The organism is Pseudomonas sp. MIL9 (assembly GCF_016887925.1).
Taxonomy (GTDB): domain Bacteria; phylum Pseudomonadota; class Gammaproteobacteria; order Pseudomonadales; family Pseudomonadaceae; genus Aquipseudomonas; species Aquipseudomonas mohnii.
Window position 1 is genome coordinate 35,130 of record NZ_JAFEHE010000010.1, and the last position, 22,404, is coordinate 57,533.

General features: G+C 60.9%; 17 protein-coding genes. 14 read left to right on the plus strand and 3 right to left on the minus strand.

Translation table 11 applies throughout. The features are described from left to right. Nucleotides 1-46 precede the first annotated feature (46 nt). A complete protein-coding gene (locus JQF37_RS12785) occupies nt 47-955 on the plus strand; it encodes a LysR family transcriptional regulator (protein ID WP_130206130.1) in 909 nt (302 codons plus the stop codon). A gap of 3 nt (nt 956-958) precedes the next feature. Here JQF37_RS12785 and JQF37_RS12790 read toward each other — a convergent pair whose 3' ends face one another. Continuing rightward, nucleotides 959-1,213 carry a hypothetical protein gene (locus JQF37_RS12790; RefSeq protein WP_130206132.1) on the minus strand — a complete coding sequence of 85 codons (255 nt, stop codon included), beginning with the start codon at nt 1,211-1,213 and terminating at the stop codon, nt 959-961. 163 nt (nt 1,214-1,376) lie between these two features. On the opposite strand from JQF37_RS12790, the gene JQF37_RS12795 reads away from it, so the two are divergent. Next, nucleotides 1,377-1,694 (plus strand): DUF883 family protein, encoded by a 318-nt coding sequence (locus JQF37_RS12795; RefSeq protein WP_130206134.1) that lies wholly within the window; start codon nt 1,377-1,379, stop codon nt 1,692-1,694. 143 nt (nt 1,695-1,837) lie between these two features. Here the strand turns inward: JQF37_RS12795 and JQF37_RS12800 are convergent, their stop codons facing one another. Next, complete coding sequence (locus JQF37_RS12800) at nt 1,838-2,878, minus strand: Ldh family oxidoreductase (RefSeq protein ID WP_130206136.1); 1,041 nt, start codon at nt 2,876-2,878, stop codon at nt 1,838-1,840. A 241-nt stretch (nt 2,879-3,119) separates the two neighbouring features. Here JQF37_RS12800 and JQF37_RS12805 point away from each other — a divergent pair, with 241 nt between their 5' ends. The 3 genes from JQF37_RS12805 to JQF37_RS12815 all read left to right on the plus strand — a co-directional run bounded on the left by JQF37_RS12805 (nt 3,120) and on the right by JQF37_RS12815 (nt 9,748). After that, on the plus strand, nt 3,120-7,946 hold the full coding sequence (locus tag JQF37_RS12805) for a DUF6543 domain-containing protein (protein WP_204149675.1): 4,827 nt from the start codon (nt 3,120-3,122) through the stop codon (nt 7,944-7,946). Between the two features lie 176 nt (nt 7,947-8,122). Beyond that, a complete protein-coding gene (locus tag JQF37_RS12810) occupies nt 8,123-9,127 on the plus strand; it encodes a FecR family protein (RefSeq protein ID WP_130206140.1) in 1,005 nt (334 codons plus the stop codon). A 249-nt stretch (nt 9,128-9,376) separates the two neighbouring features. Further along, the gene (locus tag JQF37_RS12815; protein ID WP_130206142.1) at nt 9,377-9,748 is read left to right on the plus strand and encodes a fe2+ zn2+ uptake regulation protein; all 372 of its coding nucleotides are present in this window, start codon (nt 9,377-9,379) and stop codon (nt 9,746-9,748) included. Nucleotides 9,749-9,768: 20 nt separating this feature from the next. Here the strand turns inward: JQF37_RS12815 and JQF37_RS12820 are convergent, their stop codons facing one another. Continuing rightward, nucleotides 9,769-9,957, minus strand: a complete 189-nt coding sequence (locus JQF37_RS12820) for a hypothetical protein (protein WP_130206144.1) — start codon at nt 9,955-9,957, stop codon at nt 9,769-9,771. 169 nt (nt 9,958-10,126) lie between these two features. Between JQF37_RS12820 and JQF37_RS12825 the strand changes: the two genes are divergently transcribed. The 9 genes from JQF37_RS12825 to JQF37_RS12865 all read left to right on the plus strand — a co-directional run bounded on the left by JQF37_RS12825 (nt 10,127) and on the right by JQF37_RS12865 (nt 22,403). Next, nucleotides 10,127-10,267, plus strand: coding sequence for a hypothetical protein (locus JQF37_RS12825; RefSeq protein ID WP_167361821.1), 141 nt, complete (start codon nt 10,127-10,129; stop codon nt 10,265-10,267). Nucleotides 10,268-10,651: 384 nt separating this feature from the next. Further along, nucleotides 10,652-11,098, plus strand: a complete 447-nt coding sequence (locus tag JQF37_RS12830; RefSeq protein WP_130206146.1) for a DUF411 domain-containing protein — start codon at nt 10,652-10,654, stop codon at nt 11,096-11,098. After that, nucleotides 11,098-11,532, plus strand: coding sequence for a YqaA family protein (locus tag JQF37_RS12835; RefSeq protein WP_130206298.1), 435 nt, complete (start codon nt 11,098-11,100; stop codon nt 11,530-11,532). The genes JQF37_RS12830 and JQF37_RS12835 overlap by 1 nt, the downstream gene beginning before the upstream one ends. Nucleotides 11,533-11,615: 83 nt before the next feature. Beyond that, nucleotides 11,616-12,641: an alpha/beta hydrolase gene (locus tag JQF37_RS12840; RefSeq protein ID WP_130206148.1), complete on the plus strand. Its 1,026-nt coding sequence runs from the start codon at nt 11,616-11,618 to the stop codon at nt 12,639-12,641. A gap of 13 nt (nt 12,642-12,654) precedes the next feature. Further along, nucleotides 12,655-13,608: a D-2-hydroxyacid dehydrogenase family protein gene (locus tag JQF37_RS12845; protein WP_130206150.1), complete on the plus strand. Its 954-nt coding sequence runs from the start codon at nt 12,655-12,657 to the stop codon at nt 13,606-13,608. A gap of 554 nt (nt 13,609-14,162) precedes the next feature. Further along, a complete protein-coding gene (gene glgA / locus JQF37_RS12850) occupies nt 14,163-15,749 on the plus strand; it encodes a glycogen synthase GlgA (RefSeq protein WP_103406084.1) in 1,587 nt (528 codons plus the stop codon). A 12-nt stretch (nt 15,750-15,761) separates the two neighbouring features. Beyond that, nucleotides 15,762-17,561 carry a malto-oligosyltrehalose trehalohydrolase gene (gene treZ, locus JQF37_RS12855; RefSeq protein WP_130206152.1) on the plus strand — a complete coding sequence of 600 codons (1,800 nt, stop codon included), beginning with the start codon at nt 15,762-15,764 and terminating at the stop codon, nt 17,559-17,561. After that, nucleotides 17,554-19,632, plus strand: coding sequence for a 4-alpha-glucanotransferase (gene malQ, locus JQF37_RS12860; RefSeq protein WP_130206154.1), 2,079 nt, complete (start codon nt 17,554-17,556; stop codon nt 19,630-19,632). The genes treZ and malQ overlap by 8 nt, the downstream gene beginning before the upstream one ends. Continuing rightward, nucleotides 19,629-22,403 (plus strand): malto-oligosyltrehalose synthase, encoded by a 2,775-nt coding sequence (locus JQF37_RS12865; RefSeq protein WP_130206156.1) that lies wholly within the window; start codon nt 19,629-19,631, stop codon nt 22,401-22,403. Before malQ ends, JQF37_RS12865 begins: the two co-directional genes overlap by 4 nt. The last annotated feature ends 1 nt before the right edge of the window (nt 22,404 follow it).

The window sequence follows — 22,404 nt, forward strand, 5'->3', positions numbered from 1 at the left end:
CGGCCTCACGCAATCATGAATAAAGCCCCATTCACTGCTGAATGATATGAATCAAATGAATATCACCGACGTCGACCTCAACTTGCTCAAAGTCTTCGAAGCCCTGCATGAGGAGTCCAGCGCCAGTCGCGCCGCCCTGCGCCTGGGCGTCACGCAATCGGCAGTCAGTGCGGCGTTGCGCCGGCTGCGCGAGGTGTATGGCGATCCGCTTTTCGTACGCACCGGTCGCGGCCTCGCGCCAACGCTCAAAGCCAATCAATTGAAACCGGTGGTCAGCGATGCGCTGAACAAATGCCGGCAGAGCCTGGCCATGGTCGATCCGACGGCCAATCATTACGACGGGCGCGCCGTGACGGTGGGCATGTCCGATGATTTCGAGATTGCCTACGGCCGACGGTTGATCGAGGAAATTGCCCGCAGCGCAGCAAAACTGCGCCTGATCTTTCGCCAGACTCACAGCCAGATCGTCGCGCAGGCGTTGATGGACCGCAGCATCGACCTGGCGATTACCGCCGGCGGGTTTGCCGAACGTTTGCTCAGTCGTCAGGTGCTGGGTGAAGGAAACTACCTGTGCCTGGTCGATCCGCTCAGCCTGGCCGAGGGGCAGCAGCACATCAGTCTTGAGGAGTTTGTGGCCCGCGAACACATTCTGGTGTCGTCGGGTGGATTCATCGGGATCACCGACGAAAGCCTGGCGGCGGTCGGCTTGAGCCGGCGGGTCTGTGCCTCGACCACGCATTTCGCGGCATTGCCGCACCTGCTCAAGGGCAGTCAGGCGGTGGCGACCATCCCGGCCCACGCTGCCCGAAGCATCGCGGCGCTCACAGGGCTGGCGCTGCTGCCCTGCCCTTTGGCGCTGCCCCGCTACCCGATCGAACTGGGCTGGCGTACCAGCACCCAGCTCGATCCGGTGGTGTTGAAAGTGCGTGAAGCGATCGTCGCGAGTTTTGCCTAGGCGTTACTTATTGGCCGCCATCAGGCGATTGACTTCACTGCGCACCATGTTCGAGAACTCCGGCGGCGACATGCCATCCAGTTCGGCACGGACCCACTCGGCCCATTTGCCTTTGCGTTTGCCGCGCTCGCCAAACAACCGCGCGGCTTCGCCCTTGGCTTTGCCCAGGTTGGTTTGCCAGAGTTCGAACAGACGTGATTTCTCATCTTCAAGCGCAGCGCGCTCGGCAAGGGGTTTGTCGGCCAGATTGAAGCTCATGGGAATTTCCTGCTGCGTAAAATAGGCGACATCTTACACTGTAGGATGAATCGTCCTGCGCCGGATTTTTGCGGGATCAAGTCCGTGGGAAAAGTCGCTGCAACTTTTTCAATCGCGGCGCACTCCATTGTTCACTGTCCACTTACCTGCAAGGAGTCCTTAAATGGCCCGGAAAACCGCCGCACAAGTCGCCGAAGATCAAATCAAGGATCAGGCATTCAGTGAGTTATCGGCGCTGATCGAAGAGTCGGAGAAGCTGCTGAAAAGCAGTGCCTCACTGGTGGGAGAGGAAGCCGAGACACTCCGTGGGCAGATTGCCCAGAAACTCCAGCTGGCCCGGGACTCGCTCACCAGTGTGCGTGATCGGGCCAAACCTGCAGTCGACGCCACCGAAACCTACATTGGCGGCCATCCATGGCAAACCGTTGCGGTCTCTGCCGGGTTTGGCCTGGTGGTCGGGTTGTTGCTGGCGCGCCGCTGAATTGCAGTCGCTCTGAAAACCTGTAGGAGCGGGCTTTCCCGCGAGGGCGGCGGCACATTCAACATCAATGTGCCGCCGCTATCGCCGGAACGCCGCCCGGAGCAAGCTCGCTCCTACATTCATCGGGGGGTGTTATTCCAGGATCAAAGCCCCGCCAGTTCCCGCAGATTGGCCAGTGTCTGCTCATCCAGGGCAATACCCGCCGTCGCCGATTTCGCCCGTTGCTGATGACGCCGGTCACCCGGCAAGCGCTTCAAACCCACCCCGTGCATCTGCCGCACCAACTCCTGGCTGCGCTCGGCGAAGCTCTGCCCCGCCGCCTTGGACGGATCGATCACGATCAGCAATTGACCGGTCCATGGGGTCTTGGCGCCGGGATGGTTGTTCCAGTCGAACTCGAAAGAGAAATTGCCTCCGGTCAGGGCCGCCGCCAACAACTCCACCATCATCGACAGCGCCGAGCCCTTGTGCCCGCCGAACGGCAGCAACGCGCCACCTTCGAGGATTGCCTTCGGATCCTGGGTCGGCTGACCAAGGCTGTCCACGCCCATGCCGGGTGGCAACCGCTCGCCCTTGCGCGCGGCAATCTGCACGTCACCATGGGCAATGGCACTGGTGGCCAGGTCAAAGACAATCGGATCACCGTCGGCCCGCGGCGCCGCAAAGGCAATCGGGTTGGTGCCGAACAACGGTCGGTCGGCGCCATGCGGGACGACGCAGGTCATGCTGTTGACCACGCTGAGCGCCACCAGCCCCTCATAAGCGAACGGCTCGACGTCCGGCCACAATGCGGCGAAATGGTGGGAATTGCGGATCGCCAGTACCGCGATGCCGGCACTGCGGGCTTTTTCCACCAGCAAGGCCCGGGCGGCGGCGAGAGCCGGTTGCGCGAAGCCGTTGTCGGCGTCGACCCGGACAAACCCCGAAGCCACATCCTCGACCACCGGTACGGCCTTGCCGTTTACCCAACCGCTCTGCAGCGTCGAGACGTATCCCGGTATCCGGAACACCCCATGGCTGTGCGCGCCGTCGCGTTCGGCGCCCGCGCAGTTTTCAGCCAGTACCCGAGCGACCTCGGCCGAGGTGCCATGACGCTGGAATATCTTCTCAAGCAACGCTGTCAACTCGTCGAGGGACAGGTTTTGCGAGACAACAGTAGACACTTGATCGTGTGGCGCAGACATCTGAAGCTCCAGACTAATTTTTGGAGGGGGCAACAGCGTATAAAGACCGCCGATTAACAACGCGGGGCGAGCGACCTGTCAACTTTTAGATGAGGCCGTGTTATCCGGGAGGAGTATTGCGGTGTCACAAACACCTGACAACCGGGTACTAACTATCTACCACCTTTTGCCATTCGAGGTTTTTTAGGCTCGAGACTCGACCCACAGGCGCACTCACCGGCGCCCCGAAAGAGACTCGACGATGCCCGTTTCCCCCGCCCCACTTTTTTTCCCCGAGGCCCTGCAATCGCCCGGGCTCTGGAACGACCTTGGCAAAATCCACGGGTTGTCCCGCAAGGACTTCGAATGGCTGGGCCACGTGGAACTGGCCAGCCAGGCGCTGCGCAGTCAACAAACGCCGCCCATGCTGGCGCACAAGGTCCTGGTAAACGCCACAGGGTTCGATTACACGTCCCTGGCCGGCAGTTTTGTCTTGAGCCTGACGCCAGATGACAACGGCTTGATCCTTTACACCCCTTACGACGGCATCAAGAAGTTCGACCGTCTCGTCTCGCTGAAAAGCCAACTTGAACAGCGCCTCAACAGTGCCACCCAGGACGATCGGCTACTGGCACTGATGTCGCTCGCGCAGCGTAAAGCCTTGGCCGCCAGCGACAAGATCCAGGTGACATTCCAGGTCATCGAGGGTGACGTGTTCGAGGACCAGCACGCGGCCATCGCGCACCAGCAACGACTCAACGATCAGGCGATGCTCGATGAATTGCTCATGCTCCCGACCCTCGCCTCGTTGCTCGATACGATGCTTGATGAGTGGCTGCAGTCGGCATTTCCGGGCCTGGATCAAAGCCGGACGCGAGTTAATTTCTACACACTGCCCGCGCCGGAGAACCATGGCCAGGAACCGGTTCGGCGCTGGCGCAGCTCACTGTCGCTGAGTGACGCGGTATTGCTTTACTACCGCCATCAACGCTGGCCCAGCGGCGAACTTCATGAGTTTGCCCATCCGGACAGGACATCGACCAGCACCGACCAGCAGCACTGGGAAACCGCTGTAGAGGCCGCTTCGCGCAAACTCAACCACCTGCTTTCCGGGCTTCTGCAGCGGTACTGGGGAGCGGTCGCGCTGGATGGCGGATCGCGCCGCAGGTTTTTCAGTCGTGCGATCGGTGAGCAGGCACGGGCAGAGTTACTGCTCAAACGCGAAGCCGGGATCATCAGCCCGGAACAATTCCAGGCCTTGCACGGCATGATTGAGCAGACGGCCACGACAGCCACGACGATCAGGCGCCCGACCCTGGAAACCGTGCACCTGTGGGAATACCAGGGGCATTACGTCGAACTGGCGGGCTCGTTGATGATCAGCCATGCCAAGGCCTACCTCTATACCCCGACTCAGGGGCTACAGGTCTTGAAGGACTATCCGGACCTCAAGGCCACGTTGCTGAGCAAGTTCAGCGCCGCCGGCCACGAAGACGAACTCTATGGTTTGCTGACACTGGAGGAGCGCAATCGCTTCCTCGGCTTCGATAAACCTCATGTTTCCGGCGAGGTGATTTCCGGCTCGATATTCAGCACCCTGTTCGAGGCGATCATCGGCAAACAACTGCAAAACATGGAGTACGCCTTGCAGGTGTTCCGTTACAGCGACGGCAACATGGACATCCACGCCCTGTTCGACAAGGCGCTGGACATACGTTCGATGCTCAGTGAACGCTTGCTGACGCTCGACACCCATGGCCGCTGGAGTACCCGACCGGTATTGGCGGGCAAGCAACAGCCCTCGATCGTGCGGGCAGACACCGCCACCCAGCACATCAAAACCTTCAATGACGTGGAGGCGCTGATCCGCGTCGACTTCACCGCTCAGCCGCTTGCCTCGTTGGCACTGCAACGGCTCTATCTGGAGGACATGAAACCTCGACTGGCCCACGCCCTTTCCGTCGGGATACGCGGGGAAGCCAGCCTGCGCGTACTGCAAGCCACGCTGCGAGACCTCGAACAAGCGATCGTCGATACCGTGCTCAACCCGGACCAACCGGATCGCAAGAATCGCCGCGCGCTCAACGGCTTCCGGCCAGACGCTTACTCACTGGTCCTTGAGTACTCCGGGCAGCAGGACGTACTGCCGCTGTCCAACTGCCTGGTGCTGACCGAGCGTGGCGGGCTCGATAACCAGCATTCAGGCCGGGCCATTCTGTGGACGCCGGCGGCAGGGCTGGAGGTCTTCGATTCAGTCGATAGCGTGAAACAGGCGCTGAACCTGCGCCTGCTCGACCCTCGCAAGTGCCTGGCACTGCTGGAAAACCTCACGACCGCCCAGCGCAAAACCCATGGCCGTTATTCACTCAACTCCCTGAGATTGATCGAGGGCAACGTCCTGCAGCACCTCTCGCAAACGGCCATCGATCACTTTCTGTCGGCCTGCGAGCACCTACGCACACAGGACCTTGGCGATGAGAAAAAGCACAAAGCCCTCAAGTCGCTTGCCAATACCGTCATCGACACCAATTTGCGCCGGGCCACGCTGATCGCCAAGAGCATCTCGCGACAGCAGACCTTGCCGGGCTGGCTTGGCATGGCACCGGTGCAAGAGCAGCAATTGCACATGGAATTGCTGGAGCAATATCGCCACAGCGTGACAGACGATAAAGACTATCTGCACGGGATACAGACCCTGTCGTCCTACGTGCATGCCCGCCTGAAAGCCTTGCTCGCCAGCCGATTCCCCGAAACGACGCTGGACCCTGACGAGATCGAAATCACCCCCAGCCTAGCGCTGGCCGGACCGTCCCGAACCCTGACCGAGGTTGCCCTGAACCACATCAACGTCGATCAAGGGAGCGGATTCAAGATCGCTTCGGCGACCGGCCAGACCTTGCCAGCCCGTCTCGACCGGACAGCGATCCAGCAACTTCTTCAGTCGCTGGAGATCCAGCGCGACTACGCCACCTTGGTGAACGACGCGTTGACCGGTGCGGATGCAGAAAGCCGAAAGCTGCGTTTTGTCCGGCAACTGCCGTGGCAATTGTTGCAACACGCCCATGCCTTGAAACTGCAGCAACACTTGTCTGCCGCCGCCTTCGACTTGATCGGGCAAGTGGTGGACATGCCGGACGCGATCGCCCGGGCGGCCGTGCAAGGGGCGCATGCCGTCGTCCGGCCGCTGGAGTTGATCAAGACGCCGGGGGGCGCCGCCGTGAAAGCCCTGGGCCTTTACCTGATCGGTCCCGGCGCGGGAAAGTTCGGACCGCAGGTGCTGTTAGCGCCCTACCATCCCACCGCGGTTTTCAGTGAGTTCGAGAACGAGGCCAGCGCTGTCGCAGCGCTGACTGAACCGGGACCGCTGCAGGACCTGTTGATTCGCCGTTTACCGGAAAATCAGCGCACGGTGTTCGCCAACCTGTTCAAGTCCTCCGTCGGACAACCAAGCGAAATCACCCTAGCCTCGTCCCCCCTGATGGGCAATTTTCTGAGCCAGATGTTCAGCGACAACGTCAACCTGTTGTCGCAGATGTTCGGCAGCCAGTCCGATACCCGCGGTCAGTCGGACTGGGAGGCGCTGAAAAACCTGTTCAGCGCTGGCATCAAACGGGTGATTGGCCTGTTGCCGGGCAAACTCGCCTGCATATCGTTTTTGTGGCAAAGCTTCAAAGACTTCGAGGCGTCCGCCGAAGCACTGCAGGATCATCACTGGCAAAGAGCCTTGCAGGCCTTCATTGCCGGTGCCCTACAAATGGTCTCCCTGGGCCGGTTGTCCCTGGAAACCTCCGCCATTGCCGATCAAGCGACCGCCGAAGACGAGCCGGTTATCGCCCCGGTGAACGATCCGCAATGGGCGAAAATCCGCCCGACGGCGACGTCGCGTACGGCACTGCAGCCCTTCGAAGCACCCACCGTGGCCTTGCAAGACTTTACCAAGCGCCAGACTGATGGCACCTACTCCGACCCGGTCAGCAAGAAAAGCTATGCCGCCATCGCCGGCAAGGTGTACAGCGTCGCTAAACCGGGCGCAGTCTGGCAGCTCCTGCGGGACAACGAGAGCGGCCCGTCGCTGCGGCAATCGCCGACACGGCAAATGGTGGTCGACCCGGACCTGCATACCATCCACTACGGCAAAGCCCTGTCGAAAATGCACAATCGATACGCGACCAACCATGAGGTCAGGCGAGTATTGAACATCGAAGCGCGGGGCATGGTAGACATACGCACCCACCATCCCGAAAAGGCCCGGATGATCGTGCAGGCGATCGATATGGCGCGCTACTACGCCTTCAACAGCCTGCATAACCTGGCGCAACTCAGGCAACTGCTCCCCGGTACGCGACTGGATACTTTCCTCAAACGTTTCTTTGATGTTCACAGCGTCGATAACAGCCTGCTCGACAAAATCAAACAGACCATCGTTCCCGTCTGCACGGCACTGGTAGACCCCGATGAAGACTTGCTGAACAGCGAACGATTTATCGTCGGTTCGAACAAATACCAACACGCCAACCTGATCGCTTTCGTCGTGCAGCAGGATGCACGCAAAAACGTGCATTTCACCGAAAGGTTCTTCGATCAGCAACTGGACTGGTACAAGTTCTGTTTGACCGAGCCCTTCAATGTCGACGGACACAGTCAGGCCGCCACGCTGATCCATGAGTTCGCGCACCTGTTTTCAAACGCCGTGGATATCGCATCGCTGGAGGCCAGACGGCCATTCAGTGATCTGGTGACATCCATTACCCAAAATGGGCGTGCGATGAAGCAAAGCCAGGTCGATTTCCAGCGAGCAGCGCTATCGCTCGGGACACCTCGGGAAGAACTGTTCGCCCGCTGGAGTGACAATGAGCAGGCATGGATCGACCTGAACGACATTCCAGGCTTGAATCACGTGGGCAAGGCGATCCTGAACATCGTCGGCACCCGAACAATGGAAAGGGCACGGGAAGCCTTTCTCGACCGGCACAGCCCGGACAAGCGGATTGACATCATCTTGCGCAATGCCGATTCAATTGCATTCCTGATCTGCGAGATGGGCCGACAACTGGACCCGTTGCCCGGCACGTCCGCCTCACAGGCCTGACCGACACGAACATGCGCAGCCGCGCGAGGCTGCGCATGATTTTTCGCTGCGATGATGGAAACCCCGGGTTTTCCGCGTCTTGCCGAAAAACAAGCGCCCTTTGATGGGTAATTGCCATGACCGATGTTCTCGCCGACTGGCCTCAAGGTTAGAATGCGGGAAATCAGGATGAGTCAATGACCGACAACGCTCTCTCGCCAGCCGAATACGATGCCATTACCGATGCGGCAGCGCACTGGTGCATGCGTTTGCACGCCGATGACTGCACCGCGCAGGAACGTCTGGCGTTCGAGCGGTGGCGGGATGCCCACCCGCTCCATGCGTTCGAGTACCAGGCGATGCTGGAAATCTGGGATGTCGCCGGGGATTTGCCCCGTCCCGAACCTGTCGTCGCACCGATGGTTCAAGCAAGACCCCGGACACCCTGGCGTACCTTCGGCATCGCCGCGGCGGTTTGTGCCCTGGCCCTCCCGCTGGCGGCCTACAGCGGTTGGAACCTCGGCTGGTTGCCGAATTCGTACCAGCACTTCGAGGCCACCGATTCTGTTCGTCAGGTAACCCTGACCGATGGCAGTCAGGTCGAGCTGAACCTGGGCAGCGAGCTGACGTACAGTCAGTACAAGGATCAGCGTCGGGTCACCTTGAAAAAAGGCGAAGCCTTCTTCAGCGTCACCCATGACACCGCCCACCCGTTCGTGGTCAAGGCCGGCGAAGGCAAGATCCGCGTTACCGGTACCCGATTCAATGTCTGGATGTACGAAGACCAGGTAAAAGTGAACCTGATCGAAGGTTCGGTGCTGGTCAGTAGCCATGATGACCCGTCCGGCGATGGTTTGAGACTCGGCCCTGCCATGCAGGCGAGCTATCAGCAGGGTGATCGCGTTCCCCGCATCCGTCAGACTGACGACCGCGACAATTCACTGGCCTGGCGTAGCGGCAAACTGGTCCTCGATGACCTGGCGCTGAGCGATGCGCTGCCATTGATCAACCGCTACCTGAAAAAACCGCTGATGATCGCTGATCACGGCACCGGTGCGATCCGTATCGGCGGGGTCTACAACATCAAGGAGCTCGACACCCTGGTGGCGACACTGCCCAAGGTGCTGCCGGTCTACCTGACCCGCAACAAGGACGGCAACCCGGTCCTCAACTCCATTCCGCAACAAACGCCGAAAAGCTGAAGGCCGCCACCCTTGCCGGGTGCGGCCTTCAGTTCTGCGTATCGACACGCACAGCGCATCCACTCCGGAACGAAACAAACGACAAAAATTCAGGCCATTGGCGGGTAATGCTGCGGGGCTCACGGGTCGCTGACGCAATGACGACAAAATTTCTACATTTGAGTCTTCATCATTTGCGGGGCTCATACGTCCAGTCAGGTACGAGCGCACACGTTTTTTCCTGATGAGCCTCGCAACAGGAGTTTTGCCATGTACAACTCGCAACTGCCGACGGACGCTAGCCATGCGCCAGTCAGCACCGCCATAGAGAGCGAAACCTTTGACCCGCCTGCCGAACGCCACGGCAATGAGCGGATCAGGTTACTGCTCAAGAGCTTCGGCCTGCGAACCAGTCTGATACGCCTGAAAGTCATCGACGCCTTGCTGACGGCCGCCGAACAAGAGCGCAGCCTGGGCGTGCGTGGCGTGCACGCTCAATTGCTGGAGCTGGATATTCCGCTGTCCTTCCTGAGTGTGCGCGAAGTGCTCAAACGCCTGTGCAGTGAAGGCGTGATTGTCCTCAATCCGGACAAAAGCTACAGCCTGCACCCGAAGGCCGCCGCGGTCCTGCAACAGGCATGATCAAACCCTGGGCTTAGTGCTCAGGGCTTGACCTTGCGGCGCATCACACCATTGATGACCACCACAATCACCGCCACGCCAATGGCGATGTATTGAAACAGCTTTTCGCCGATGACCCCTGTGCTCTGCAAATACGAAAGGCCAAACATGATTCCCAGCACCACCAGGGAAATCAGAATCGAGTATTTCAAACGTTGCGACTGGGTCATTGCCATTTCCTGAATGTAAGCCTGAACCTGAAAAATGTATCCGCGTTGTATCCGAATGCATGCCAAGACCCTACCGTCTTTCGGGGATGAGTGGCTGCAAACGGGGTCTCATGTTACAGCCGATGAAGAGTTTTAGCTTTATCTCGGCGATAACCATGAGGATTTTCAAATGTTGCGTCGAATCACCCTGCTGATTCCCCTGCTGGCTCTATTGTCCCTGAGTGGCTGCATCGTGTTCCCCCACGGTGGCTGGCACGACCATGACCGTCACTACGATCACGGCGGACCGGGTTACTACCAGCGCCGATAACACCCCTCATTCATCAGACGGCGCTTCATTCAATCAGCGTGCTGACAACCAGGTTTCTTAGTGGAATCTTGATCCGGAAAAATAATGGCCTGGCCCGTTCGATTGCCTGAGCGGGCCAGCACTGTTCGAATTCAGGCTGGCGTTTCGACGTTCTTGCCAGGCTAAGCACCGGGTCGCCGCTCTCGCCATCAGTTTCAGGCTCTGCATTCCCCCCTCTACGACGTACCTGACCGTTTTGTAATGTCCGCCTCATCGGCTTGTCAGATGGGATCTGCGAGGCTAGGGCTGAGCAACTCTGTATCAATTAGAAACAATCCTTGAATGCCCGAAAGGATATTTTGGTCAGAATGCCTTCCTTTGCCCGCAAGACGAGACCCATTTTCCATGCGAATCCATCTGCGTCTGGTTGCCTTGAGCGCCCTGTTGATCTCCTCCCTGGCCCAGGCCGCCGACCTGGTCCCTATCGAAGTCCATCGCGACGCCAATTGCGGTTGCTGCAAAAAATGGATCAGCCACCTGGAGGCCAACGGCTTCAAGGTCGAGGACCATGTCGAAAGCAACATGAGCGAATTCAAGCAACAGCACGGCGTGCCACCGCGTCTGGCGTCATGCCATACCGGCTTGATCAACGGCAAATTCGTCGAAGGTCACGTACCGGCCGAGCAGGTATTGGCCCTGAGCAAGCGTGACGATCTCCTGGGTGTTGCCGCGCCCGGCATGCCCATGGGCTCGCCGGGCATGGAGATGGATGGCATGAGCGATGCGTATCAAGTCATCGGCCTGAAAAAGGACGGCACCGATGTGGTGGTGGCGGACTACCCGGCCCATTGATTTTCGGCGCTTACATGGGGCTGTTCCTGGCAGCCTTCGGTGCCGCGACGTTGCTGCCCTTGCAGTCCGAAGCGGTCCTGGTGGGGCTGCTGCTCAGCGATCGGTACTGGCTGTGGGTGCTGCTGGCGGTGGCGACGCTGGGCAATGTCCTCGGCTCCCTGCTGAACTGGTGGCTGGGCCGCGCCATCGAACGTTTTCGCGAGCGGCGCTGGTTTCCGGTCAGTCCTCGGCATCTGGAACGGGCCCGTCACCATTACCAGCGTTACGGTCATTGGTCGCTGCTGCTGAGCTGGCTGCCGGTGATCGGCGACCCGCTGACCCTGGTGGCCGGCGTCATGCGTGAACCGTTGGGGCGTTTCCTGCTGATCGTGACGCTGGCCAAGGGCGCCCGTTATGGGGTGCTGGCGCTGATCACCCTGGGCTGGATGGGTTGAACCAACCGCCTCGGCGATTGCCTGTTTAATGTCGCCCTAATCCAGCCGATCCAGCATCGGCGGATTTCCCATGGAGTTCCCCCATGTCACCCACCCTCTCCCGCTGGTTGCCCGGTCTGCTGCTGAGTGCCGCGCTGCCGGTCAGCGCTTACGCCGAGGGCCCGGCCTACGGACCTGAGCTGCAAGGGTTCGACTACCCCTACACGGTCAAGCATTTCGAGTTTGAGTCCCAGGGCCAATCCCTGCAAATGGGCTACATGGATGTCGCCGCCCATGGCAAGGCCAATGGCCGCAGCGTCGTGCTGATGCATGGCAAGAATTTCTGCGGTGCGACCTGGGACACCTCGATCAAAGCCCTGAGTGACGCCGGTTATCGGGTCATTGCCCCGGACCAGATCGGTTTCTGCACCTCCAGCAAACCCGAGCGCTATCAGTACAGCTTCCAGCAACTGGCGAGTAACACCCGGCAACTGCTCAAAGCCCTTGGTATCCAGAAGGCCAGCCTGCTCGGCCACTCCACCGGCGGCATGCTCGCCACTCGCTACGCACTGCAATACCCCGAACAAGTCGAGCAACTGGCGCTGGTCAACCCCATCGGCCTGGAAGACTGGAAAGCCCTGGGCGTTCCCTGGCGCTCCGTTGACCAGTGGTACGAGCGCGAACTCAAGCTCAGCGCCGATGGCATCCGCACCTATGAACGCAACACCTATTACGCCGGGCGCTGGAAGCCCGAGTTCGACCGCTGGGTGGACATGCTGGCCGGCCTGAACAAAGGCCCGGGCCATGCACAGGTCGCGTGGAATTCGGCGCTGATCTACGACATGATCTTCAGCCAACCGGTGTACTACGAGTTCCAGAACCTGAAGATGCCGACCCTGCTGCTGATCGGCACGTCCGACACCACCGCCATCGGCAGCGACATCGCGGCTCCCGAGGTCAAGGCAAAAATCGGCCACTACGACGTGCTCGGCAAGCAAGTGGCACAACGGATTGCGCAATCGACATTGATTGAGTTCCCGGGCCTGGGCCACGCACCGCAGATGGAAGAACCGGCAAAATTCCATCAGGCGCTGCTCGCCTGGCTAAACAAAACCAACCCCGTGCGTTGATGAGATAAGGCAAATGGCGGTGCAGATTGCAGTAATTGACGATTGGCAGGACGTGGCCCGCAACGTGGTCGACTGGTCAGTGCTCGAAGGCATCGGCCCAGTGAGTTTCATTCATCAATACCCGGCGGACGACGCCACGATGGCGGCTCGCTTGAGTGAGTTTGACGTGATCTGCGTGATGCGCGAGCGCACGCGCTTTGATGAGGCGCTGCTTCGCCAGTTACCCAAACTCAAGTTGCTGGTCACCGGTGGCATGCGCAATTTCGCCCTCGACCTCAAAGCCGCCGCCACCCTGGGCATCCAGGTGTGCGGCACCGACAGCTACAAGCATGCTGCCCCGGAACTGACCTGGGCGCTGATCATGGCCGCCACCCGCAACCTCGTGGCGGAAGCCAATGCCCTGCGTGCCGGTGTATGGCAGCAAGGGCTGGGCGGCGACCTGCACGGCAAGACCCTGGCGATTCTCGGTCTGGGCAGCATCGGCCAGCGTGTCGCGCAGTTCGGGCAGGTGTTTGGCATGCGCGTCATCGCCTGGAGTGAGAACCTTACCGCCGAACGGGCCGCGCAAGTGGGTGTGAGCCATGTCAGCAAACAGGAGCTGTTCGAACAGGCCGATGTGTTGTCGGTGCATCTGGTGCTCAGCGAGCGCTCCAGAGGCCTGGTGGACGCCGAGGCCTTGGGCTGGATGAAACCCACGGCGCTGCTGGTCAATACGGCGCGGGGGCCGATTGTCGATGAGGCCGCCTTGATCAAGGCCTTGCAGAAACGTCAGCTGGCAGGCGCGGCGCTGGATGTGTTCGACATCGAGCCGTTGCCACCTCTTCATCCCTTCAGGACTCTGGACAATGTATTGGCCACGCCCCATGTCGGGTATGTCAGCCAACAGAATTACCAGCTGTTCTTTTCGCAGATGATCGAAGACATTCAGGCCTGGTCCGCCGGTACGCCCATTCGGTTACTGGCCTGAGTACAAGCCCGCTCCCACAGGTTGTGTTCACACCGTGAATCTCTGTGGGCGCGAGCCTGCTCGCGAAGAGGCCAGATCAAACACCACACCGCCCCCGCACCGCAATGGTGCACCTCAACTGTTGGCCTACGCACACCGATGTGACAGTTCTGCTTCTTTTTCAGCCGTTTTAACAAAAAAAACTGCACTTCGTCGGTGCGTTTGCCCCGCAATCCGGCACGTCCGTACCTCGTTAAACCGATTGTCGAACAATTTTGCCATCTGAGCTTCACCGCTCTAAGTTCTGGCCTAGACTCACGTTCGCGGGAAAAAACCGGTCGGTCACAAAGTGGGAAAAAAGTCGAAACTTTTGCCTTCGGTGATCGGTCGACTGAAAGGCAGGTGCGTTACGACTGGTGCAATCTTTGCAACAGCTACTTCACCCATTCTGCTTCAGCGCATTTGGGCAGCTCTTGCTCATCGATGTGTAGCGCTTTTGCGCCCGGCCACAGGAATTGGCCATGAAATGCCGTTTGCCAGACCTAAGAATTAGATCAACAACACGGGAGATGCATATGATCAGTGCGGCTTTGGATATTCAGGGAGAGCGTGCTCATCAACAGGTCGGTGAATCGAGCGCCGTGAGCGCCCACAGCGCCCAATCGATCAGCGTGCCCGTCACCAAGGTGCTGACACCGGTTGCCAGTCAGAACCCGAACAAGAAAAAAGTACTGTTTGTGACCTCCGAGATAGCCGATCTGGTGAAAACCGGGGGCCTGGGCGACGTTTCCGCGGCATTGCCCCGCGCGATGTCGCATCTGCACGACGTGCGCGTGCTGATTCCCGGCTACCCGCAGGTGCTGCACAGCGAAAACCCGATTCATATCATCGGCGAGCTTGGTGGCCATGCCGCCCTGCCACCCTGCAAGATCGGGCGCATGGACATGCCCGACGGCCTGGTCATTTATGTGTTGATCTGCCCCGAGTTGTACGAACGCGAAGGTTCGCCTTATGGCGCCAACAACGGTCGCGACTGGCCGGACAACCACATTCGCTTCGCCCGCCTGGGCCTGGCGGCCGCCGATATCGCCGCCAACCTGGCACAAATTCACTGGTGCCCGGACCTGGTGCATGCCCACGACTGGCCGGCCGGCCTGGCGCCCGCCTATATGCACTGGCGCGGGCAACGCACGCCGACCCTGTTCACCATCCACAACCTGGCGTATCAGGGCGTGACCAGCCTCGGCTCCTGCCCGGAACTGGGCATCCCCCACCACGCGCTGCAACAGGAAGGCATGGAGTTCTACGGCAAGATGTCGTTCCTCAAGGCCGGCATGGCCTATTCGAGCCACATCACCACCGTCAGCGCGACCTACGCCCAGGAAATCACCACGCCGGCCTTCGGCTGCGGTCTCGACGGTTTCCTCGCCGCCAAAACCCAGCAAGGCCTGCTCAGCGGCATTCCCAACGGCATCGATGAAAGCTGGGATGCGGCCACCGACACTCACCTGTTCCGCCCTTTCAGCATTGGCGACTGGGAAGGCAAAGCGGTCAACGCCGCCCACGTACGCGAACTGTTTGGCCTGGAAGACTCCGAAGGCCCGCTGTTCGCCGTGGTCTCGCGACTGGTCTACCAGAAAGGCCTGGACCTGACCGAAGCGGTCTCCGAATACATTGTCAAATCCGGTGGCCAGATCGCGATCATCGGCCGGGGCGAACCGGAAGAAGAACAAGCCATGCGCGAACTGGCGTTGCGCTTCCCCGGGCAAATCGGCGTACGCATCGGCTTCAACGAGACCGACGCCCGACGCATGTTCGCCGGCAGCGACTTCCTGTTGATGCCTTCGCGTTACGAGCCTTGCGGCTTGAGCCAGATGTACGCCCAGCGTTTCGGTTCGTTGCCGGTGGCGCGCAACACCGGCGGCCTGGCCGACACCATAGAAAACGGTGTGACCGGTTTCCTGTTCGATGAATCGACGGTGGAGAGTTATCAGCAAGCCCTGAGCCGTGCCTTCAAGGTGTTCGCATTCCCCGATCTGCTGCATGCCATGCGTTGCCGGGCCATGGCGGCCCCGTTCAACTGGTGCAAGGCCGTCGAACCCTACGCCGAACTCTACGAACAACTGGTGGCCAAGGCGCTGGGGAAATCGCACAAACAATAAAGAGGCTTTGAAATGCCGTTACGGACCCTGAAGACCTGGCCCCACGGCGCAATCATGCTGGACGCGGAGCACACGCAATTTGCGTTGTGGGCGCCAGATGCGTTCTACGTCAGTGTCGAACTGGAAAATGGACAATCCTTGCCGTTGTTGCCACAGGACGACGGCTGGTTCGTAGTCAAAACCCGTTGCCCGGCGGGCACGCGTTATCGATACAGCATCGATGGCGAAATGGAGGTGCCCGACCCGGCCTCCCGCGCCCAGGCCGGCGATATCCACCAACCCAGCGTGGTGGTCGATCCGCTCGCCTATCACTGGCAACACAATGCCTGGGCTGGCCGCCCCTGGAATGAGGCGGTGATCTACGAATTGCACGTCGGGGCGCTCGGCGGCTTCCAGGGCGTCGAGCGACAACTGGCGCGCCTGGTGGAATTGGGCATCACCGCCATCGAACTGATGCCCCTGGGGCAATTCCCCGGTGAGCGTAACTGGGGCTACGACGGGGTGCTGCCCTATGCTCCCCAGGCCTCCTATGGTTCGCCCGACCAACTCAAACACCTGATCGACACCGCCCACGGTCATGGTCTGGCGGTGATTCTCGACGTGGTCTACAACCACTTCGGTCCCGACGGCAATTACCTGCATCGCTATGCCAGCGGCTTCTTCCGCGAAGACGTGCACACTCCCTGGGGCGCGGCCATCGACTTCCGTCGGCGCGAAGTGCGGGATTTTTTCATCGAGAATGCCCTGATGTGGGTGCTGGAGTACCGTTTCGACGGCTTGCGCCTGGACGCGGTGCACGCCATCGACGACCCGGATTTTCTCCAGGAACTGGCCCGGCGGGTACGCCGGCAGAGCGATCCGTCACGCCATGTCTGGCTGATGGTGGAAAACGAGCACAACCAGGCCCGCCTGCTGGAACAGGGTTACGACGCGCAGTGGAACGACGACGGCCACAACGCCTTGCACGTATTGCTGACGGGAGAAACCGACGCCTATTACGCCGACTATGCGCAAAACCCTACCGGGCAACTGGCGCGCTGCCTGAGTCAGGGTTTCGTGTTCCAGGGACACATCAACCGTCGCGGCGAGCCCCGAGGCGAGCCCAGCGGGCACCTTCCGCCCAGCGCGTTCGTGCTGTTTTTGCAGAACCATGACCAGATCGGCAACCGCGCCTTCGGCGAGCGCCTGCATCAATTGGCCCCTGCTCAGGCACTGCAGGCCGCCACCGTCCTGTTGCTGCTGTCGCCGATGATTCCGTTGATGTTCATGGGCGACGAGTTCGCCGCCGAACAACCCTTTCTGTTCTTCACCAGCCACCACGGCGAACTGGCGCAATGGGTGCGTGAAGGACGGCGTAACGAGTTTGCAGCCTTCGCCGCGTTTACTGATCCGCATAAACGCGAGCGGATTCCCGACCCTAACGCGCCGCAGACCTTCGAATCATCCCGCCCTGTGCTGACAGCCAATGGATCGTCGCCCATGCACGAGCTGTATCGCCGCCTGCTGCATATCCGCCATCGGCAGATCATCCCGTACCTGCCCGGCACCCAGGCACTGGGCGCCGAGGTGTTGGCAGTCGGTGCGGTGAGTGCGTCATGGCGACTGGGCGATGGCCGTCTGTTGCGCATTGATCTGAACCTTAGTGCCACGCCGGTACTCCACACAGCGTCGGTCAGCAGCTCTTTGTTGTTCGAACATCCGCCACATTCGGCCGAGCACCTGGACAAAGGCACTCTGGCCCCCTATTGCGCGCTTGTCAGCCTCACGGCCGCAACCCCTTTGCAACCCCCGATGGAGAGCGCCAATGAGTGATGCGCAACTGGAAATCCTGGCCAGCAGGGCTGGCCTCGCGGTCGACTGGATTGATGCCAATGGTCGCCCGCAAAAAGTTGCACCTTCGGTCTTGCGCAGTGTTCTGACCGGACTCGGCCACCCGGCCGGCAGCGCTCAGGAAATCGACGCCAGCCTTCAGCAATTGCAGCAGGTTCAAGAAACCCGGCAACTGCCGCCACTGATTACCGCCGACTTCGGTGTCGGTCTCGATCTGTCCCATCATTTCGAACCGCACGCGCCGTGCGAGATCCACCTCGAGGATGGTTCACGGCTCACCCTCAAGCTGGACGCCGAGGCGATTCTGCCGGGGTTGATTCCCGTGGGTTACCAGCACGTCAGGATCGATGGCCAGACCTTTACCCTGGCCGTGGCCCCCGAACGTTGCTTTAGCGTAGGCGATGCCGTGGACAGTCCGATCCCGCGCACCTGGGGCCTGAGCGTGCAGTTGTATGCCCTGCGACGCAAAGGTGACGGTGGCTTCGGCGATACCCAGGCCCTGGAAGACCTGGCCAGGGTCGCGGGCGAACGCGGCGCCGAAGCACTGGCGATCAGTCCGCTGCATGCCATGTTTGCCAGCGATACCCGGCGCTACAGTCCTTACTCTCCGTCCAGCCGGTTGTTTCTCAACAGCCTCTATTGCGCGCCGGGGACGGTCCTCGGTGAGCATGCGATGCGCGCCGCCATCGAGGCCACCGGCCTGAGCGTACAGCTCAAGGATCTGGAAGAGCGCGCCTTGATCGACTGGCCCGCCGCCGCCGAAGCCAAGCACCGGCTGTTGCAAGCGTTGTACGAAGGCTTCGTACAGGGCGAACACCCGTTGCATGCCGACTTCAGCAGCTTCCGTCACGCCGGGGGCGAAGCCCTGGAAAATCACTGCCGGTTCGAAGCCATTCAAGAGGTTCGCGAAGCACGGGGCGAAAACCTCGACTGGCGTCAGTGGCCCGAGCAATGGCGCGACCCGCGCAGCGCCGCCCTGGCCGAGTTCGCCGAAGAAAACGCTGGCCGCATCGGTTTCTTCGCTTTTTGCCAGTGGCTGATCACCCGTTGCCTGGAGCGTGCGCAGGCAACCGCCCGCAGCAGCGGCATGCGCATTGGCCTGATCACCGACCTGGCCGTCGGCGCTGACGGTGGTGGCAGCCAGGCCTGGAGTCGCCAGGACGAATTGCTCGCCTCCCTCACCGTCGGCGCACCGCCGGACATTCTCAACCGCACCGGCCAGGGCTGGGGGATTTCCGCGTTTTCTCCCGAAGGCCTCGTACGCAACGGCTTTCGCGCCTTCATCGAAATGCTCAGGGCCAACTTTGCCCACGCCGGCGGCCTGCGTATCGACCACGTCATGGGCCTGCAACGTTTATGGGTCATCCCCAACGGCGCGCCGCCCGCCGACGGTGCGTACCTGTATTACCCGGTGGACGACTTGCTGCGGCTGCTGACCCTGGAATCCCATCGCCACCAGGCCATCGTCCTTGGCGAAGACCTCGGCACGGTGCCGGACGGTCTGCGGGAAAAACTCATCGCCCGTTCGATGCTGGGCATGCGAGTGCTGCTGTTCGAACAGGACAACACCCACTTCAAGCCGATCCTCGACTGGCCGGACAACGCACTGGCGACCACCAGCACCCATGATTTGCCAACCCTCAACGGTTGGTGGCATGGCCGCGACATCGACTGGAACGCGCGGCTCAACCTCATCGATGCCAACGCTGAAATCGAGTGGCGCCATCACCGCGAACGTGAACGTGAAGGCCTGCGAAGGGCCTTGAGCCAGGACCCGCAGAACTTTCGCGAAGAGTCCCACGAAACCGATCAGGTGCTCGACGCCAGTGTGCGTTTCCTTGGTCATACCCGTGCGCCGCTGGTGTTGCTGCCACTCGAAGATGCACTGGGCATCGAACAGCAGGCCAACTTGCCCGGCACCATCGATACCCATCCCAACTGGTCACGACGCCTGTCGGGCTATAGCGAGGCCCTGCTGGACGACCCGGACGCCTCGCGACGCCTGGAATTGCTCGCCTGCGCGCGGCTTCAGGCGGCTGAGCGTGACCAATGAGCACGCTGCCAATTCAGCCGCTGCGGGCCACCCTGCGGCTGCAGTTTCATAAGGGTTTCACCCTGGACGATGCGGTGCCGCTGGTGCCGTACTTCGCCCGCCTCGGCATCAGCCATGTCTATGCCTCGCCGCTGCTGAGCGCCCGCGCCGGGTCAATGCATGGCTACGACGTGGTGGACCCGACCACGGTCAACCCGGAGCTGGGCGGGGATGCGGCGTTGCGCCGCCTGGTCAGCGCGTTGCGCGAGCAAAGCATGGGGCTGATCCTCGATATCGTCTCCAATCATATGGCGGTCGGCGGGAGTGACAATCCCTGGTGGCTGGACTTGCTTGAGTGGGGTCGCCTGAGCCCTTATGGCGAGTTCTTCGATATCCAGTGGCACTCCGCCGACCCGTTGATGGAGGGGCAACTGCTGCTGCCGTTCCTGGGCAGCGACTATGGGGTCGCCCTGCAGGACGGCACCCTGCCCCTGCGCTTCGATGCGCAACACGGCGCGTTTTTTGTCGAGCATTACGAACACCACTTTCCGATTTGCCCGATGACCTACGGCGAGCTGCTCAAATCCGACATCGAGCCGCTGAAATCCCTGGCCGATCGATTCACTACATTGAGCTACCAGACCGATGCCCACAGCCTGGCGATCCCCTTGCAGGACGAGTTGCGTGAGCTGGCCACCGATCCGGCCATGTTCCAGGCCATTGAGCACAACGTCAAAGCCTATGATTCGCTCACCCGTGAAGGTTTCCAGCGCCTGCATAACCTGTTGGAACGCCAGAGCTATCGCCTCGCCAGTTGGCGCACGGCTGCGGATGACATCAACTGGCGGCGTTTTTTCGATGTCAACGAACTGGGCGGCCTGCGGGTCGAACGTCCGGCGGTGTTCGAAGCGACCCATGCAAAGATTTTCCAACTGGTGGCGCAAGGACTGGTCGATGGCCTGCGCATCGACCATATCGACGGCCTCGCCGACCCTCGGGGTTACTGCCGCAAGCTGCGGCGGCGGGTCGACAGCCTGGTCCCCGACCGGCACCTGCCGATCTACGTGGAGAAGATCCTCGGCGAAGGCGAAACCCTGCATCGCGACTGGTCAGTGGACGGCACCACCGGCTATGAATTCATGAACCAGGTGTCGCTGCTGCAACACGATCCCCAAGGCGAGCAGGCCTTGGGCAGAATCTGGCAGCGGCACAGCGAACGTCCCGCCGATTTCCGGCAGGAGGCGCAACTGGCCCGGCAACAGATCCTCAACGGCTCCCTGGCCGGGGATTTCGAAAGTGTCGCCCAGGCGCTGCTGCAAGTGGCCCGGGAAGACCTGATGACCCGCGACCTGACCCTGGGCGCGATCCGCCGGGCACTGCAGGAACTGATCGTGCATTTTCCGGTGTACCGCACCTACATCAGCCCCCTCGGGCGATCGGCCCAGGACAACGTTTTTTTCCAGCGGGCCATGGACGGTGCCCGGCAAACCCTGGGCGAAGCGGACTGGCCGGTACTCGATTGCCTGGCCCGCTGGCTGGGCGGCGAGCCGTGGCGAAAATACCCGGCCGGACGCGCGCGCAAGCGCCTCAAACATGCCTGCGTGCGGTTTCAGCAGTTGACCTCGCCGGCAGCGGCGAAGGCCGTGGAAGACACCGCGTTCTATCGTTCGGCGGTGCTGCTGTCGCGTAACGACGTCGGCTTCAGCACCGAACAGTTCAGCGCGCCGGTCGAGGGGTTTCACGCGGCATGCGAACAGCGTCTCGCCGAGTTCCCGGACAATCTGCTGGCCACCGCGACCCACGATCACAAGCGCGGCGAAGACACTCGCGCGCGCCTGGCGGTGTTAAGCGAACACGGCCAGTGGTACGTCGAACAGATCGGCCTCTGGCGCGCCCTCGCCCGCCCGTTGCGCGACGATGATCAGCAGCCGTCTGTGGGTGATGAATTGATTCTGTATCAAGCGATCCTCGGCAGTTGGCCGCTGGACCTGAACGCTGACGATCAACCGGCGCTGCAGGCCTACGCCGAACGCCTCTGGCAGTGGCAACGCAAAGCCCTGCGTGAAGCCAAGCTGCAAAGCAGCTGGAGCGCGCCCAACGAAGCCTGCGAGCAAGCGGTTGAAACCTTCATCCAGCGCCTGCTGTTGAGCCCGCAGGGCAACTTTCTGCGCACGGCGCTCGGCAAGGCCGTGCATGCGATTGCGGCGCCCGGCGCACTCAACGGATTGGCGCAAACCTTGCTGCGCATGACCGTGCCGGGGGTCCCGGATCTCTATCAGGGCGCCGAGTTCTGGGACTTCAGCCTGGTCGATCCGGACAACCGCCGGCCAGTGGACTACGCCAGCCGCCAACAGGCCTTGCAGCAAGTCGTGAATCTGCCTGATCTACTGGCGAACTGGCGCGACGGGCGCATCAAGCAAACCTTGATTGCGCAGACCTTGAACGTACGCACCGAGCACGCCGAACTGTTTCGACGGGGGACTTACCAGGCCCTCGAAGTCGTCGGCAGCCAGGCTCATCGAGTGCTGGGATTTGTTCGTGAATGGGAGGGCAAACGCGCCATCGTCATCGTGCCAATCCGTTGCGCAGCGCTGCTGGAAAACAGTGCCGAACCGCAGGTGAACGCGCCGCTGTGGGGCGATACGCGAATCCATGTGCCGTTCGCGACCGCTGACGAGAATCTAAAGGGACTTTTTTCAAGCATCACAGTCACAAAAAACAGGGAGCTGATGATCAGCGCCGCGCTGGGGGATTTCCCGGTCAATCTCTTTATCCAAACTACCGACACTTGAG